General features: G+C 68.9%; 13 protein-coding genes. 8 read left to right on the top strand and 5 right to left on the bottom strand.

Going from position 1 to position 16,945, the window contains the following annotated elements:
- The first annotated feature begins 130 nt into the window (after positions 1-130).
- Positions 131-517: a hypothetical protein gene (locus AB0H50_RS12120; protein WP_357450266.1), complete on the top strand. Its 387-nt coding sequence runs from the start codon at positions 131-133 to the stop codon at positions 515-517.
- The gene (locus AB0H50_RS12115) at positions 504-3,032 is read left to right on the top strand and encodes an Hsp70 family protein (RefSeq protein ID WP_357450263.1); all 2,529 of its coding nucleotides are present in this window, start codon (positions 504-506) and stop codon (positions 3,030-3,032) included. Before AB0H50_RS12120 ends, AB0H50_RS12115 begins: the two co-directional genes overlap by 14 nt.
- Here the strand turns inward: AB0H50_RS12115 and AB0H50_RS12110 are convergent, their stop codons facing one another.
- The 3 genes from AB0H50_RS12110 to AB0H50_RS12100 form a co-directional block, all read right to left on the bottom strand.
- Positions 3,033-3,758 (bottom strand): ferritin-like domain-containing protein, encoded by a 726-nt coding sequence (locus AB0H50_RS12110; RefSeq protein WP_357450260.1) that lies wholly within the window; start codon positions 3,756-3,758, stop codon positions 3,033-3,035.
- A 72-nt stretch (positions 3,759-3,830) separates the two neighbouring features.
- On the bottom strand, positions 3,831-4,619 hold the full coding sequence (locus AB0H50_RS12105) for an SAM-dependent methyltransferase (RefSeq protein WP_357450257.1): 789 nt from the start codon (positions 4,617-4,619) through the stop codon (positions 3,831-3,833).
- A 144-nt stretch (positions 4,620-4,763) separates the two neighbouring features.
- Positions 4,764-6,311 carry an NAD(P)/FAD-dependent oxidoreductase gene (locus AB0H50_RS12100; RefSeq protein ID WP_357451532.1) on the bottom strand — a complete coding sequence of 516 codons (1,548 nt, stop codon included), beginning with the start codon at positions 6,309-6,311 and terminating at the stop codon, positions 4,764-4,766.
- A 342-nt stretch (positions 6,312-6,653) separates the two neighbouring features.
- Between AB0H50_RS12100 and AB0H50_RS12095 the strand changes: the two genes are divergently transcribed.
- The 6 genes from AB0H50_RS12095 (at position 6,654) to AB0H50_RS12070 (ending at position 14,530) form a co-directional block, all read left to right on the top strand.
- A complete protein-coding gene (locus tag AB0H50_RS12095) occupies positions 6,654-7,148 on the top strand; it encodes a hypothetical protein (protein ID WP_357450254.1) in 495 nt (164 codons plus the stop codon).
- Positions 7,148-8,524, top strand: coding sequence for a hypothetical protein (locus tag AB0H50_RS12090; RefSeq protein ID WP_357450251.1), 1,377 nt, complete (start codon positions 7,148-7,150; stop codon positions 8,522-8,524). The genes AB0H50_RS12095 and AB0H50_RS12090 overlap by 1 nt, the downstream gene beginning before the upstream one ends.
- A complete protein-coding gene (locus AB0H50_RS12085) occupies positions 8,521-9,894 on the top strand; it encodes a VWA domain-containing protein (RefSeq protein ID WP_357450248.1) in 1,374 nt (457 codons plus the stop codon). Before AB0H50_RS12090 ends, AB0H50_RS12085 begins: the two co-directional genes overlap by 4 nt.
- A gap of 13 nt (positions 9,895-9,907) precedes the next feature.
- Complete coding sequence (locus AB0H50_RS12080) at positions 9,908-11,023, top strand: AAA family ATPase (protein ID WP_357450245.1); 1,116 nt, start codon at positions 9,908-9,910, stop codon at positions 11,021-11,023.
- Positions 11,020-13,806, top strand: a complete 2,787-nt coding sequence (locus tag AB0H50_RS12075; RefSeq protein ID WP_357450242.1) for a DUF5682 family protein — start codon at positions 11,020-11,022, stop codon at positions 13,804-13,806. The genes AB0H50_RS12080 and AB0H50_RS12075 overlap by 4 nt, the downstream gene beginning before the upstream one ends.
- A gap of 217 nt (positions 13,807-14,023) precedes the next feature.
- Entirely contained in the window at positions 14,024-14,530 is a 507-nt protein-coding gene (locus tag AB0H50_RS12070) for an SRPBCC family protein (protein ID WP_357450239.1), read from the top strand.
- A gap of 52 nt (positions 14,531-14,582) precedes the next feature.
- On the opposite strand, the gene AB0H50_RS12065 is transcribed toward AB0H50_RS12070, so the two are convergent.
- Entirely contained in the window at positions 14,583-14,726 is a 144-nt protein-coding gene (locus AB0H50_RS12065; RefSeq protein WP_357450236.1) for a hypothetical protein, read from the bottom strand.
- A gap of 68 nt (positions 14,727-14,794) precedes the next feature.
- Positions 14,795-16,888 (bottom strand): serine/threonine-protein kinase, encoded by a 2,094-nt coding sequence (locus AB0H50_RS12060; protein WP_357450233.1) that lies wholly within the window; start codon positions 16,886-16,888, stop codon positions 14,795-14,797.
- Positions 16,889-16,945 lie beyond the last annotated feature (57 nt).

Genomic DNA, 16,945 nt, shown 5'->3' with positions numbered 1-16,945 from the left:
GCATCGCCACGTCCGAACTCGTCGCCACCTGCGTCCGGCGCGACCGCACCGCACCGAATCGTCCGGCCCGCTCCCGCAAAACGACTATATTGAGGATCCGAATCAGCAACGACATACCCGGGGGATCTCGATGCGCGAACAGGTCGAATTCTGTCTCGTCGAAGACGGCGCCGACCCGGAACTGCTCAGCCACGACAGCGGCCTGCTGCTCGCCGAACTACACGAACTCGGCCTGGAGGATCTCGATCGCCCGGTGATCGGCACCGCCCCGGCCGGCACCCGCGCGGGCGACGTGACGACAGTGGCCTCCATCGTGGCCATCGTGTCCTCGCCCGCCGTATTGCAGATGGCGACCGAGGTCGCCAAGAGCTGGCTGGTGCGCCGCCAACGCGGCTCGATCCGCATCAGACTCGGCGATGACGAACTCGAAATCAGCAGTGTCGCAACGGATGAGGAGCGCGCGCTCATCGAGCGGTTCCTCGCGGGGCGGCGAGCGGCGGGCGATGGTCAACCGTAGTCTGATCATCGCCAACCAGCACTACGACGATCCGGCCTACCCCGAACTGCCCGGGGCGGCGCGCGACGCGGCGGAACTCCAAGCGGTCCTCGCCGACCCCGATATCGCCGGATTCGAGGTGCAGGTGCTGCGCGACGGGACAGCCGCGCAGTGCCGGAAGGCGATCGAGACCTTCTTTCGCGGCGCGACCGGCGACGACCTTCTGCTGCTGCACATCTCGTGCCACGGCCAGAAGGACCTGCACAATCGCCTCTATCTGGTCGGCACCGATACCGAGAAGGCATACGTCGCCTCGACCGGCATCGACTCGACCTTCATCAGCGACCAGATCGAGGGCAGTCGCTCCAACAAGACCGTATTGATGCTCGACTGCTGCTACAGCGGCGCGTTCTCCCGCGGCTTGCGCACGCGGTCGGCCGCCGAATCGGTCGATGTGCGCGAGCCGTTCTCCGGCCGCGGCCGGGTGGTGATCACCGCGTCGACCGCGCTGCAGTTCAGCCACGAATCCGAGGCGATGAGCCGCGCCGCGGCGGAACCGTCGGTGTTCACCAGCGCGGTCGTGCTCGGATTGCGGTCCGGCGCCGCGGATCTCGACGGCGACGGCTGGATCAGCATCGACGACCTGTACGGCTACGTGCACGAGACGGTGCGCCGTCGCGCCCCGAACCAGACCCCGACGCGCAGCGTCGCGAGCGTGCAGGGCGCGCTGTACCTCGCCCGCAATGTCGCCGCCCGGCCGCAGCACGTGCCGGGCGATATCCGGGAAGCGCTGCGCAGCAAGCTGCCGTGGCAGCGGATCGGCGCGCTGCACGAACTGGAGAATCTGCTGGGGAGCTGGCGGCCCGAGGTTCGGGACGCAGCGCGGGCGGATTTGACGGCGCTGGTATCCGATCCCGATCCGGCGGTGGCGAAACTCGCCAAGCAGCTGTGGTTTTCGCGGGGACTCGGCGAGCTGCCCGTCGAAGACGAACGGAACTTGTCGCGACAGCCGAGCGTTGACCGTCTGCGGACCAGGCATGCGGTGGGCATCGACTTCGGCACGACCAACTCCGCCATCGCGGTGTTCGTCGACGACGACGTCCGGGTCGTGCTCAGCGCAATCGGTGACCGGACGATGCCGAGCGTGGCCGCCGTGACCGAGAACGGGAACTGGATCGTCGGTGAAGAGGCGAGGCGGCGGGCGACGATCAATCCGGCGAACACGTTCTCCCGCGTCAAGCTGGCGCTCGGCACCGAGAAGCGCTTCCGCGCGTTCGGCCGCACCTACACCCCCGTCGGCGTCGCCGCGACGATACTGGCCGAATTGCGTTCGGCCGCCGAGCGATTCCTCGGCTCGACGGTACGAGACGTCGTCATCACGATTCCGGCGCATTTCGATCTGATCCAACGGGAGGCCACCGTCGAGGCCGCCGCCCTCGCCGGACTGAACGTGATGCGTCTGCTGAACGAACCGACCGCGGCGGCTTTGGCCTACGGCGCGAACACGGAAACCGATCAAACGCTCATGGTCTTCGACCTGGGCGGGGGGACGCTGGATGTTTCCGTCCTCGAGATCGGCGAAGGCGTGGTCGAGGTGCGCGCCAGCGGCGGCGACAACCGGCTCGGCGGCGTGGACTGGGACGATCGGCTCGTCGATCATGCCGTGGCACGTTTTCGCGGGCAACACGGGATCGACCTGTCGACGGACCAGACGGCGATGGCACGGCTTCGGGAAGCGGCCGAGCGAGCCAAGATCGAGCTGTCCTCCCGGATGTCCACGGAGATCGTCTTGCCCACGATCTGCGTGGGCCCGGATGGACCGCTGGATATGGAACTCCACATCACCAGAGCGGAATTCGAAGAGCTGACGCGGGACCTGATCGACCGTTGCCGAACGCTGATCCAACGTGCCGTGACCGACGCGTACCTCACTACGGCGCAGCTTCAACAGATCGCGCTCGTCGGCGGCGCGACCCGGATGCCCGCGATCGTCGGGCTGGTCGAGGAGATCACCGGTCGGCCGCCGCGCAGAGAAGTGATTCCCGACGGCGTCGTGCTGGGCGCGACGATCCAGGCAGGCATATTGCGCGGACATTTCAAGGACACGCTGTTGCTCGACGTCAGCGCGGCCACCCTCGGCGTCGCGGATGTCAACGGACGGATCGTGCCGATCATCGAGCGCAACACCACGGCGCCCACCAAGAGATCCATGAACTTCACGACCGTCGTCGATGATCAACGGCACATCCAAGTGCAGCTGTTCGAAGGCGAGAGCCGGCTCGCGTCACGGAATCGGAAGGTCGGGGTGCTGGAGCTGGGCGGGCTGACGCCCCAGCCGCGTGGCGCCGCCGATATCGAGGTGACCGTGGAAATGGACGTGAACAGGTTGGTGCACATGAAGGTAACGGATCTCGAGTCGGCGCGAACCGTGCACACGAGTATCACCCTCCAGTCGGCCCGTGCCCACGAAGCGGCTCGGGTGAATCCCGCGCACGCGATCGTCGAAAGACCCACGGACGAATCCGAGAGTTCTTGATCACTGCCGACCGTGTATCGCGGTCGGCGCTACCGTCGCGAAGAGACCGATCGTCGCGCGGACGAATTCGGTTCGGGAGCAGCCGAGTTGGCGCAGCGCGTGGCCGTGGTCGTGCGCGACGACGAGGGTCGCGCCGATCAGCAGGATCCACCAGAAAGCCCGGGCGGCAAGGCGGATGGGCAGGCGGACGCCCGCGAAGGCTGCGCGGAGCCGCTGGGTGTGGAAGGGGACGTGCCTACGTTCGTCATCGAGGATCAGCGCGGCGACCGCGGTGGTGAGCGCGTCCCCCGAGCCGTCGCGCAGCGCCCGATAGTACTGGAGGGCAATGATCTCGGCGACCATCAGCACCATCAGCTCCAGGCGCAACCCCAGCGCTCGGCGCAAACGGACGAACACGGCGTCGGTCCAGTGGTGCGCGATGGTCGGCTCCCCTGCCGCGCGCAACAGCCGTGCGAGCAGGCGGGCGTGATTGCGTTCCTCGTCGACGAACAACCGGACCGCCGCCGTGTACACCGGGTCCCCGGCCCGTTCGGCTTTGGCGATGAGGTCGGCGCCGTCTCCGCTCTCGCCGACCTGGAACCGCTGCACACTGCGCGCGACGGCCGGATGCAGCCGGGCGCCGCGGCTCCAATCCGGGTCGCCCGCCGCCACCCTCGCCCGCGCCTTCGCCTCGAATTCCCGTGTCCAACGGAGAAATTCGTTCGACTCGCGCTGCTCGATCACCATGTGAACCACCCTAGGAGCGCGGTGCGCCGATATCGGGGTGGCGCGGTGGAGATTTCGTGAGAATCTCCGCGATCAGGGTTTGCGGCCGACGCCGCCCCACGCCGAGACGCCGCGCACGCCGTGGGCCGCCTGGTCGGTGCGCCAGTGGTTGATCGGCACCACACCGGGTTCGACGATCTCCAGTCCCTCGAAGATGCCTGCGATCTCGGCCGAGCTGCGCGGGTTGTAGGGATCCCCACCGGTTTTGGCGTAGTTCTCGCACATCCGCACATACGCCTTGTCGTCGGTGGCGCCGTCGTACAGGACGAGGTAGCTGCCCGAGGGCACACCGTCCATCATGGTGTCCACCACGCGCCGCACTTCCTCGTAGCTGCGCGCGTGCCCGAGCACACCGATGAACATGATCGCGATCGGCTTGCTGAAGTTCAGCACGTGACGGGAGTCGGCGAGAATAACCTCGGGCCGATGGAAATCCGCCTCCAGATAGGTGGTCACGCCCTCGTCGGTGGTGTTGACCAGCAGTGCCCTGGCGTGCGCGAGGACGAGCGGATCGTTGTCCACGTAGACGATCTTGGCGTCGGGGGCGGCCGACTGTGCCACCTCGTGAGTGTTCTGCATGGTCGGCAGCCCGGTGCCGATGTCGAGGAACTGGCGGATGCCCGCGTCGGCGGCCAGATACCGCACCGACCTGATCAGGAACTGCCGCGACTGCATCGCCATCGCCTTGATCTCGGGAAACGCTGCGACAGCTGCCTCGCCCGCCATCCGATCGGCCTCGTAGTAGTCGCGACCGCCAAGCCAGTAGTTCCAGATTCGCGCCGAATGCGGGATATCGGTACGGATGGGGCGCTTGTCTGCCATGGTGGCTCCTGGACGAAATTCGGCAAGTCGCGGTGACTGTACAGCCGATCCCGTAGCGGTATCCGATAGTTCGCTGATGTCCCCCACGGGGTGGGGATCGCGGGCGGATCGGCGCGGGTCGCTCGACGATGTCCGGCGTCCGGTTCACGACTCCAGCACGGCCCGCGCGGCATTGTGGCCGGGGATGCCGCTGACTCCGCCGCCGCGCACCGCGCCCGAACCGCAGAGGAAGACATTGCGCACACCGGTCGCGACGCCCCAGCGCGCGGCCGGATCGACCGCGCTGTCGTCCTCGCGGTAGGGAAACGCGAGATCGCGGTGGAAGATATGGCCTCCCGGCAGCCCCACCTCGCGCTCCAGATCGAGCGGGGATTTCACCTCCAGGCAGGGCGCGCCGTCGGCGTCCTCGGCGAGGCATTCGGTGATCGGCTCGGCCAGCACCCGGTCCAGTTGCGCGAGAACGCCTTTCATTGCCGCAGTGCGGGCCGCGTCGGGATCGTCGCGGAAAAGCCGTGCGGGGGTGTGCAAACCGAAGAGGGTGAGGGTGTGCATGCCGCGGGCCGCGGCATCGGCGGACAGGATCGAGGGATCGGTCAAGGTGTGGCAATAGATTTCGGACGGGGGTGCCGCGGGGATCTTTCCGGCTTCCGCTTCCCGATAGGACCGCTCCAGCCCGGCATACGATTCGGCGATGTGGAAGGTCCCGGCGAACGCCTCGGCGGGATCGGTCACCTTGTCGCGCAGGCGTGGCAAGCGCCGCAGCACCATGTTCACCTTCAATTGGGAGCCTTCGGGTTTCGGCTCGTCCGGTGCGCCGAGCAGCCGCGCCAGCTCGTGCGGCGCGGCGTTGACCAGCACGTGCCGCGCGCCGACCGTGCCGCCCTCGTAGCGCACCTGCGCCGCGATGCCGTCACTGGCGATATCGGTCACCGCGCATCCGGTGATCAGCTCCGCCCCCGCCGCGCGGGCCGCGTCCGCCAGCGCGTCGGTGAGCGCGCCCATGCCGCCCACCGGCACGTCCCAGTCGCCGGTGCCGCCGCCGATCACGTGGTAGAGGAAGCAGCGGTTCTGCCGCAGCGTGGGATCGTGCGCGTGGGTGAAGGTGCCGATCAGCGCGTCGGTGAACACCACGCCGCGGACGGTGTCGTCGGCGAAGGTCTCCTCGATCGTCTCCCCCAGCGGCCGCTCGAACACGGCGTCCCACAGCTCGTCGTCCGCGACGATCCGGCGCATTTCCGTCCGCGTCGGCAGCGGTTCGGTGAGGGTGGGGAATACGCGCTGCGCCATCGCGCCGGTGCGCGCATAGAACCGCTGCCACGCCTCGAAGTCCCGCTCCGAGCCGGTCAGCCGTTCGAAGCTCGCCCTGGTGCGCGCCTCGGATCCGGTGTCGATGAGCAACCCGCCGTCGCCGACCGGGGTGTAGGAGGAGATCCGCCTGCGGCGGGTCTCGAATCGCAGACCTAGATCACGCACGATGCTCGGGGGCAGCAGACTCACCAGGTAGGAGTACCGGGACACTCGCGCGTCGACACCGGGGAACAGGCGTTCCGACACGGCAGCGCCACCCGTGTGCGCCTGCCGTTCGAGCAACAACACCGAGCGCCCGGCCCGTGCCAGGTACGCGGCGGCAACCAAGCCGTTGTGGCCGCCGCCGACCACAACGACGTCGTAGGAGGAGCGCGTCGGTGTCATCCGTCCTCGATACCACGGCCGCGCCGGGACCGGGCGCGCCGACGCGCCGCCGGGCAGCGCCAGAGACAGGTCGTCGCCGTTGCGGCCGAAGATCTTGTCCTGACTGACGGGCACGGCGGAGCCGCCCTCGACCGGCTGAGACGTGTGGCCGGAAGCGGGTTTCTGGGCCGTGCACAGCGTCGCCCAGCGCGAGGTTAGCAGCCGGTACCGACAACGTCACCTCTTCCGAAAAGCACTGCGGTACAGCGCTTATCGCTTTCCACAAGATCGACAATCGGGCCGCGAACTTGTCGGTGGGCTCGCGTAGGTTTTCGGTCATGAAGAGAAACGGGAGGGAACGCGATGGACTCGGGTGACCGCGAGTGGGAGCGGGCGGCGGTGGTGCAGACGCTGCCCATCGTGGCGCCGCGCAAACTGGCCAAAGTGCCCTTCGTCGAAATGGCGGACGGGCGGTTGCAGGGCGTTGTGTCGAGCGGATCGGACATCGCGCGGGTGTACGTCTCGTCGGTGTCGGCGAAAACACACGGACTCAGCTGCAGCACCAACAACAATCGGCCGTGCGGCGGCCTGCGCGGTTCGTATCCGTGCAAGCACATCGACGCGCTGCTCGACGAGGCGGTCGTGCAGTACGGCGCCGAACGGGTGGCCCGCTATCTGGGTGTCGAGATCGCCGAGGGCGCGAGCCTGTACGGCGCGCTGAACTGCTCGCACGAGCCGGCGCCCGCGGCCGTCGTGTTCAGCCGATTCCTGCGCCATCTGGCGTATCTGGAGCTGCCGGGCGGCACCGCGCCGATCCCCGAGCTGCAGTGGTTCCCCGCGACGGGGGTGAGCCGCTGATGCTCGGCGTACATGTGGCCGAACTGCTCGAGCCGCTGCCGGGGGTGGCGGAGGCGCTCGACGTGGTGGCCGGATTCGACACCGCGCTGAGCCACGGATTCGCGCGGCTCACCGACGAACATACGGCCGCGCTGGCGAACCTCGCCGCCGCGACCGGCGGATCCCCGCTCGGGCCCGCGATCGCCGAGGCGGTCGCGAAACTCGGCGCGGGTTCGATCGGCCCCGAGGAGCTCTCGGCGCTGGCAGGCGGACGGGCCGCGCTGCTCGGCGCCGTGCACGACGCGCTGCTCGACCGCGTGGACACGGCCATGGGGCGTGAGCGCGCCGCCTGGGAACAGCCGGAACCCGCGCACACACCGCACAACCTGGCGGCGGGCAGCCGCTCCTGGTTACAGGAGGTGGCCATCACGGGATGGCGCGGCGTCGACCACGACCTGGTCTCCGCCGCCGATCAGACCGTCGAAGCGCTGCTGGCCGAACCGGCCCTGCGCAGGCTCGCGGTGCTGCTCGACGGCCTGACGGCCGAGTTGCGCGCCAGCTGTCCGGTCGCGACGATGGATCGGCTGCCCGCACGCCGGTGGGCGGACCTCTGGGCGCGAGCGCTCCTGTTGTCCTGGCGCACAGGCGGATTCGCGGAGGCGACGGCGGTGTCCGGTCGCCTGCTGCCGCTGGGCGTCGACGTGCACGAGCACGGCACCGCGGTGCAGGTTCAGCTGTACGCGTTGCTGGAGACGGCGGCGGGTGAGACGCGCCGGGTGCGGGTCAGTGTCGCCGCGGCCAAGGTCGACACGATCGTCGGCCCCGCGATCTGGCAGCTGTTCACCGACCATCCGCAGCTGATGAAGGCGATAGCCGAGCGGCTCAGCCTCGACATCGACGGCATGCCGATGACCGCGGGCGGCGATTTGATCTGGCACGACGAGTCCGCCGGTCTCGGCGGGAGCGCCGATCCATTCGCCACGGCGCGTGTGGGATTGGCGGGCGCAATCGCACCGGCCGTTCCCCCGCTCGACCGCGATCCGGTGCACCTGTGCGAACCGGTCCTCCTGGAGGCCTACAAGGTCAAGGACGGAGCCATCGAGCTGGACGGGCACCGGCTCGTACTCGAACTGGATCGGCTGCCCACCTGCGGCCCGCTCACCCCCGCCGCGGTGAACAGCTCCTCGACCTGCCTCGGTCTGCTGCGCTGGGACGCCGGGCGGTGGTCGCTGCGACCGCTCGCGGTGCGCAAGAAGGCCAAGGGCGCCGAGGTCGACGTGCACGGCGGCGACTGGGCCTGTGGCCCGACGGACCCGAAAGTCGTCAAGGCGCAAGCGAAGTCGGGCGACGCGGTCGCGGTGCTCAGGGAACGAGCGGGACGGCTGCTGAGAAAATGACCGAAAGCAACGAGACCCGACGGCAGATCCTCTACTGGCGGCTGCTGGCGGGCATTTTCGACAGCGAAGTCCAGCCCGCGCTGGAGACGTCGAGCGTCGCGATCGTCGACGACCTCGGCCTGCCCGCGGCGCTGCTCGACCCCGGCGTCTCGATCGACAATGTCGTGCAACGCTTTCCGGATCTGGGGTCCGAATTCGACGGCCTCGGCGAGCACGTGGGTGCCGCGGAATCGATGACCGGCGGCCAGGGAGACGAGTCGCGATCGGACGCCGCCGAGGCCGGAGAGCCGCAAACTCCTGTCGACACGGAGGCCGATGCGGTCATCGGCGCGGGTGAGGTGCGTTCGGCCGCGTTGGTGTCCAAACTGTTGCTGAACGTCTTCGCGACGGGCGGCGGCACGGTCAGCGCGACCCAGCTCGCGTGCTGGCAGCGCGATGCGGGCTGGTTGCGGCGCATGCTCGGCGAGGAGGGCGGCGGCGAGGTGCGCGGCGTGCTCGCCGATCTCGAGGCCGACCTGGTCTCGCGGATGCGGCTGCGCGAAGTGCTCGCCGATCCCGCGCTGGCTTCCCAGCTGACGCCGAGCATGTCGCTGCTCGAACAGCTGTTGCGCGACAAGGCGAATCTGTCCGGAGTCGCACTGGCCAACGCGAAATCGCTCATCCGGCGCTACGTCGAGCAGGTCGCCGAGGTGCTGCGCACCCAGGTGCAGCAGACCACCGCGGGCACCATCGACCGCTCGGTGCCGCCGAAGCGCATCCTGCGCAATCTGGACGTGGACCGCACGATCTGGAAGAACCTCACCAACTGGAATCCGGAGGACGAGCGGCTCTACGTGGATCGGCTGTTCTATCGGCAGACCGCCAAGCGCACCGTGCCCGCCCGGATGATCGTGGTGGTCGACCAGTCCGGTTCGATGGTGGACTCGATGGTGAACTGCACCATCCTCGCCTCGATCTTCGCCGGACTGCCCAAGGTCGACGTGCATCTGATCGCCTACGACACCCGCGCCATCGACCTGACGCCGTGGGTGCACGATCCCTTCGAGGTGCTGTTGCGCACCAACCTCGGCGGCGGCAACGACGGCCCCGTCGCCATGGCCATGGCCCAGCCCAAGATCGTCGACCCGGCCAACACCGTGCTGGTGTGGATCTCGGACTTCTACGAGTTCGACCGCTCCCAGCCGCTGTACGAGAGCATGCAGGCCGTGCATCGCAACGGCGTGAAGCTGATCCCGGTCGGCTCGGTCAACAGCTCCGGGCACCAGAGCGTGAATCCCTGGTTCCGGGAACGCTTCAAAGCCATGGGCACGCCGGTGATCTCGGGCCGCATCCAGAAACTCGTGTTCGAACTCAAGAACTTTCTCGACTAGGAGACCTCAGACCATGACCGATACCGCGCTGCGCGCCCCCGCCGAACTGAAGTACGCCGAGGAGCTGGACTGGCTGGAGTCGATCGATGACGGACCCAAGCCCTTCGCCTGGCGGCTGAGCCCGAAGATGGTGCGGCTGTTCGTCCTCGGCTCCGAGCGCTCCGACGGACTGGACCGGCAGATCGACCAGAAGTGGTTCGGCGACCGCAGTTTCGTCGAACGCAGCATCGTCACGCTGGCCTCCGACCGCGGCCTGCTGCTCATCGGCGATCCCGGCACCGGCAAGAGCTGGCTCGCCGAACTGCTCTCCGCGGCCATCAGCCGGAACTCCACGCTCGTGGTCCAGGGCACCGCGGGCACCACCGAGGATCACATCAAATACTCCTGGAACATCTCCATGGTGATCGCCAAGGGGCAGTCCAGGGAGTCGATGATCCCGTCGCCGATCATGACCGCCATGGAGCAGGGGGTGATCGGCCGCTTCGAGGAGCTGACCCGCTCCACCAGCGACGTGCAGGACGCGCTGATCTCGATCCTGTCCGAGAAGTACGTCTCCATCCCCGAACTCGACGACGACAACGTCGTGTTCGCCAAGCCGGGCTTCTCCATCATCGCCACCGCCAACAGCCGCGACCGCGGCGTGAACGACCTCTCCTCGGCGCTGAAGCGGCGCTTCAACTTCGTGCGCATCCCGGTGGTGACCAACAAGCGCAGCGAGGCCGAGATCGTGCGCTTCCGCACCGCGGAACTGTTGCGCAGGCACCAGATCGAGCTGGAGCTGCCGCCCACGCTGCTCGACATCCTGCTCGACAGCTTCGCCGATCTTCGCTCCGCGGCCGCCGCCGCGACCAGCGACGACGAGAAGCTGGAGTCCGCGCTCTCGACCGCCGAGCAGATCGGCGTGCTGGAGGACGCGATCCTGCACAGCCAGTTCTTCGGCGACCGCACTTTGCGGGCCGAGACGCTCGCGGGCTCGCTGGTCGGCTCGCTGGCCCGGCGGGCGCCGGAGGATCTGGCCATTCTCAACAAGTTCTGGCACGGCGTGGTCGAACCGCGCAGCAAGGACGCGGGCGGGGACTGGCCGGAGTTCCTGGAGGGCGGCCGGGCGGCGATCGCGAGGCTCTCGTGACCGGTCCGTTCGGCGCGCTGCGCGAGCAATTGGCGGAGGCCGCGACGCGATTCGCGACCGAGCCCGGCGCGGTCGCGGACATCTTGGCAGGCATCGTCGACGACGTCGACCGGGCGCTGGCGGTCGAGCTCGAGATCTTCCCGGTCTGCCATCATTCGCCCGCCTCGGGACTGGCGATGGTGCGGCGGCTGCACGAGAAGCGGCCCAAGGTCGTCTATCTGGAGCTGTGCGAAGACCTGCGACCGATCCTGGACGAGCTGCGCAACTGCAAGCTGCCGGTGGCTGTGCAGGCGTGGGCCGGTGAACTCGACGGGTTCCCGGCCGCCTGGGCGCCGCTGTCGGTGGTCGCGCCGATCACCGAGGCGTCGGCGGAATACCAGGCCATCTCCTACGCGCTCGACACCCCCGGCGTCGAGCTCGTGCTCGTCGATCGCTCCACCGACCATGTCTTCCAGTGGGCGCCGAACGGCGGCACGCCGGACGGTGACGCACCCGCCGACAAGACGCCGGAGCCCACCGAGGACGGCGCGCTGCACGGCGACGCCGTCGGCATCGACATCGGTGATCTGCGACCGCATTTCGCCGAACTGGAGGAGCACCTGCTGCACCACGGCAAGGTGCGGCACTGGTCGGAGTGGTGGGACCAGTACGTCGAACAACCGCTGGCAGGCGCCGATTACGACACCTACCGCCAGGTCATGGTGCTGATCGGCAGCCTGTTCCGCCGCCTGCGCCGCACCGGCGTCGAGGAGGACGAGAACCGCGAGCGCTACATGTGGACGCGGATGCGCGAACATCTCGAGGCGACCGGCGTGGACCCGGCCGACTGCCTGTACGTGTGCGGGGCGTTCCACGCGGCCAGCCGGGTCGAGCAGTTCGGCCTCCCCGCCGACGCCGCGCCCTACGAGATCACGCCGCGGTCGAAGACCACCTGGCAGTATGGGCTGATCCCGTCCAGCCACTCGGCCATCGAGGAACAGTTCGGGCTGGCATCGGGGTCGGTGTCGATCGCGGCGGCGACCTGGTCGAAGGGCTTGCGGCGGGGCAGTGTGAAGCCGTTCCAGCTCGCGGGCCAGAAATCCGCGAGCAAGAAGACGAGCAAACGCACGCCGCCCGTCGTGACCACCGCCGCGGTGGCCGACCAGCTGACCGGGTTCCTGTCCACCCCGCCGCGGTTGGACTCGCTCGACGAGGCCGAGCTGCTCGACTGGTCGGTGGACATCGTCCGGCTGGCCCGGCGCAACGGCTACCTGGCGAGCACCGCCGACGCGATCGCGGTGTTCGAGACCTCGATCCTGTTGGCGGGCATGCGCAATCGCGCGCGCCCGACGCCGTACGACTTCCAGGACGCGGCGATCACGTGCATCGAGAAGGACCACGTGCCGGGCCGCCGCGACGTGCGCAAGCTGTGCGAGATCCTGCTCGGCGGCGATCGCATCGGCCAGGTCGGCTACGCGGCGCTGCCGCCGCTGGCCCGCGACGTGCTCGACCGGCTGACGCCGCTCGGCATCGACACCGGCAAGCGCACCGTGCAGCGGTCGCTGCTGGATCTGCGGGCCGATCCGCACCTGCGGCCGTGTTCGGATCTGCTGTGGATCCTGCGCAGGCTGCTGCCGTCGGACGCGGTGCGGCCGATCATGGGGTCACGTGCGCTCGGTGAGAGCTCCATCCAGGAAAGCTGGGACCTGGCGCTCGGCAAACACCAGCGGGCCCTGGTCGAGCTCGGCTACGAGGGCGTGACCATCGAGCAGGTGCTCGAGCAACGGCTGCGCATAGCGGTGTCGGCGGCCGACGCGACGGCCGCGGTGGCACTGGCGGCGGTGGAAGACGCGCTGCTGTACCTGAAGTCGCCGCGGCTGGCCGACGAACTCGGCCACCGCGCCGTCGAACTGCTCGCCGCCGAGCGTTCGGTGGACGACGCGCCCGAGGTGCTGCGCCGAATCCGGTTGCTGCTCAACTATTTCCGTTCGACCGAGGACGGTCTCCCCGGCTGGTGCGGCCGGTTCGTCACCGCGGGCTACGCGCACTATTGCACGCTGCTGCCCACCGCTTTCACCGACGAGAACACCGGCGTGCGGCCGGTCGCCGCCATGCTGGGCTTCCTGTTCGGCATGGAGAACCTGGCGCTGTCCCTCGGCTGCGACCGTACCCAGCTCGAACTCGCTGTGTTGCAGTCGCATCCGGAGGCGCCTGCGAAGGTGGCTCTGCTGTGGGCGACGCGCCTGCAGCTCGGTCTGCTCACGCTGCCGGACCTGCGTACCCGCTGCGACGACATGCTGGCCAACCCGCTCGTCGTGCCCGCCTTCCCGCAGTACCTGAGCGGTTTCGTGCAGGCCATGGATCCGGTGCCTTCCTTGAAACCCTTTGTGGTGGAGCTGTTGTCGAAGGCGTTCGGCCGGCTGCCGGACAGCGTCCTGCTGCCATGGCTGCCGAAGCTGATCACCACCCTGCGCGGGCAGGCCGGTGAACTGATTCCAGCCCTCACCAGGGAGGCGGGTCGCACCTTCCCCTCCGGTCTCGCGGCCGTGGACAGCTGGAGTCCGCCGTGGACGGGCACGCCGCGACCGGCGGCCGTACCCGCGCTCGCGGCGGCGGGCGGACCGGTCACGGATCTGCTGTTCGCCCACCCGGCGGCCTGCGCCGCGCTCGGCGCGCTGCTCGGCCACGGCGGCGAGTGGCAGCGTCCGGCGGCTGCTCCGCACACCGAGGTCGCGGCGCTGGTGACCCGGCATCCCGAAACAGCGGCGGCCCTGGCCGCACTCGTCCCCATCGCGGGGAGCTGAGCCGCCAACGACGCCCCGGACGACCGCTCTCTTGCCACGCCGAAGCCATCGGCGCGCGGGAGAGCGGGTGTCCGCGCGACAGCTCGCGGAGATTTCTCCGTCCCGGGTAGGTCGTGCGGATCCTCCCGTGGTCGGTGCCGGAGTCCGGTATGACCTGGCAGCATGGTGTTCGATCAACGGATCACGATCGCGGTCACGTACCGCACGGGAGGTTCCAGTGTCCGAATCCAGGTGCGTTCAGGCCGAACGAATCATCGATGCTCCGGCCGAAGTCATCTTCGATGTTCTTGCCGACCCGCGCAGGCATTGCGAGATCGACGGCTCCGGCTCCGTCCACGATGCGGTGGTGAGCGCGCCCGAACGGCTGAGCGCGAACAGCACATTCGCGGTGCGCATGCGCGTGTGGCCGCCCGATGCGCATCCCGCCTCGCTGCTGCAGGTCGCGGTGGCGATCATCAATCGCGGCCGGATCAGCAATACCGTCACCGAATTCGACGAACCGCACGCCATCACCTGGCGCAATGACTTCGGACGGCACACCTGGCGGTACGAACTCCATGCCGTACCGGGTTCCCCCGGCCGGACCCTGGTCCGCGAAACCTTCGACTACTCCGCGAATCTGCTGCCGCCGCTACTCGAATTGGTCGGCTTCCCCGGCAAGAACCGAAACGCCATGCGCCACACGCTCGACCGCCTCGCCGCCGCAGTCGGCACGACAGTGTGATCGCCGCCCGGCCACTCCGTCGCTACATCGAGGATCGCGTCATCGAACCGCATCATTGCTCGTCGCGCTGCTCGCGCATCCGCTCGAGCTTCGCTTGTCTCTCACGCTCCGCCAGATGATCTTTGTACTCACCGACCGCCGCAACCAGCAGCATCACCACCCCGGACGCGGCCAGCGCCCATCCCGGCCAGAGCAACAGGGGCTTCCTGTGTGATCGCTTCATCGCCGGGCCGGAAACGACGGCCGTACCGTAAACCTTTGGCGCTAGCCGAAATTGCTGCGGAACCAACCCAGCAGATCGGCCTCGGACTTCACGCTGCCGTCCGGATCGTCCTTGGCCGAGGCGCACACGTCGACCATCAGGCGGAATTCGTCATGCACCGCCAGCAGGCAGGGGCGCGCACCGAACGTAGCGTTCTCGTCGGTGTAGCAGAAGAACCGGCCGACGGGCCCCGACGACTTGCGCCACACCTCGTCCGCGCCGCCACCACCGCACGCGTGGCCCGACACCTGCCCCAGCCCGGCTTGGTACCCGAGACTCATCGACCTGTGATCCGGGAAACCGAAGAACGAGGGAGCGGGGTCGCCACGGCGGGTGGCGCAGTGGATCGCGGCTTCGGCCGTGCTGGCCCCTGGCAGGTCCATGTGCTTGCAGGTCGACGGCCCGTAGTCGCCGGTCAGGTGATCGAGGACGCGCCGATCAGCGGCGGTGAAGAAGTCCGGATCGACCGTCTTCTCCTTCGGCAGGAAATGGTAGAAATGGTGCGACGCAACGTAATCGCGCGTCGGCTGGTCACCCGGGTCCGCCCAGATGTAGATACCGAGCGCGAGCAGGCGCTCGTCGGCGACGGCGAGCACCGGCTTCGGCGTCGCCGGGTCGTCGACGCGACTGATCAGGCAAGCATCTCGCCCCACGGTCTCACCGTCCACCACCAGGGGACCGTCGTCGCCGGGCGGATCGTTCGGGCAGTTCGTGGCGTCGTAGGCCTCGAGGATGAAATGCCGGTAGTAGTCCCGCAGGCCGTCGAGGGTGCGGAACTGGAAAAGGCGGGCGGTGGGGGCGCCCGTCCGGTCGTTGGCGTCGCAGGACACGAGCGCGGTCGTGGCGGGATCCGGCTCGCGGTGCACGCAATTGGCGCGCTTGTAGCCGATCAGACCGGCACTGGCCACCAGGTCGACGTCCGCCGGGTTCAAAGCGGCGCGATCGGGAACCGCGGTGCCGTCGGCGGGCCTGCCCGATACCATCCAGGCGACGAGAACCGTTGCCGCCGCGAGTATCACGGCGGCGACCAGCGCAGGCACGGCAAGTCCGCGCGCCGTCTGCCGGAAGGTCCGCTTCGGCGGCTCGGCCGGCCGCGCGCCGCCTGCGTCGTCGACGAGCGGCCGGATTCGCGGCCCACCATCCGGGAGCTCCGGCCCACCCCCGGCTGCAACACCCTGCGGCACAACGGCTTCCACACTCGTGACGGTGTCGTCGCCGGTGGCCGCCTCCTGAGTGGGCATGACCACCGGCATCGCGGCCTCGCCCCGCAGCGCCTCCTGCGCGGCGGCCGCGAACTCCCCCGCCCCGGCATATCGTGCGGCGGGGTCCTTCGCCAGCGCCTTGGCGATCACCGTGTCCATCGCCGACGGGATCTCCGGACGGAGCCTGCTCGGCCGCGGCGGCGGCTCGACCATGTGCGCCCGCATGATCTCGCCGTCGGTGTCGGCGGGGAAGGGCCTGGCGCCGGTGAGGGACTCGTAGAGCACGCAGCCGAGGGCGTAGATGTCCGCGGACTGCGTCACCACGCGCGAGGAGAACCGCTCCGGCGACATGTAGTGGAACGAACCGATCGCCGAGCCGTCGGCGGTCAGGCCCTCGGCGGTGCTGGAATGCGCGATGCCGAAGTCGACGAGATAGGCGAAACCGTCCGGCGTGGTCAGGATGTTGTCGGGCTTGATGTCGCGGTGCACCAGCTCGTCGCCGTGCGCGGCGTCCAGGGCGGCGGCCACCTGCCTGATCAGTTCGACCGCCGCGGCCGGCTCCAGCGGCGCGCGTTCGCGCAGCACCTCGCGCAGGTTCTGGCCCTCGACCAGGCGCATGTCGATGAAGAGGTGCCCGTCGATCTCCCCGTAGTCGTGGATCGGGATGACGTGCGGTTCCTTGAGCCGGGCCGCGGCGTGCGATTCGCGCCGGAACCGCTCGCGGTAGACGGGGTCTTCGGCGAGCCGCTCGGGCAGCACCTTGATGGCGACGACGCGATCCTTGCCGGTGTCGTAGGCCTCGAACACCTCGCCCATGCCGCCGCGGCCGATCAGCCGGACCAGCCGGTACGGCCCGAACACCGATCCGACCTCGAGTCTGCGCTGGGTCGTCATATCGATCCTCCGTGACGCGAACCCGCTCCCGGAAGCCGCCGCGGCCCCGGCGGCCGC

The organism is Nocardia sp. NPDC050793, assembly GCF_040654065.1.
GTDB lineage: Bacteria > Actinomycetota > Actinomycetes > Mycobacteriales > Mycobacteriaceae > Nocardia.
This window is presented reverse-complemented; position numbering and strand designations above follow the sequence as displayed.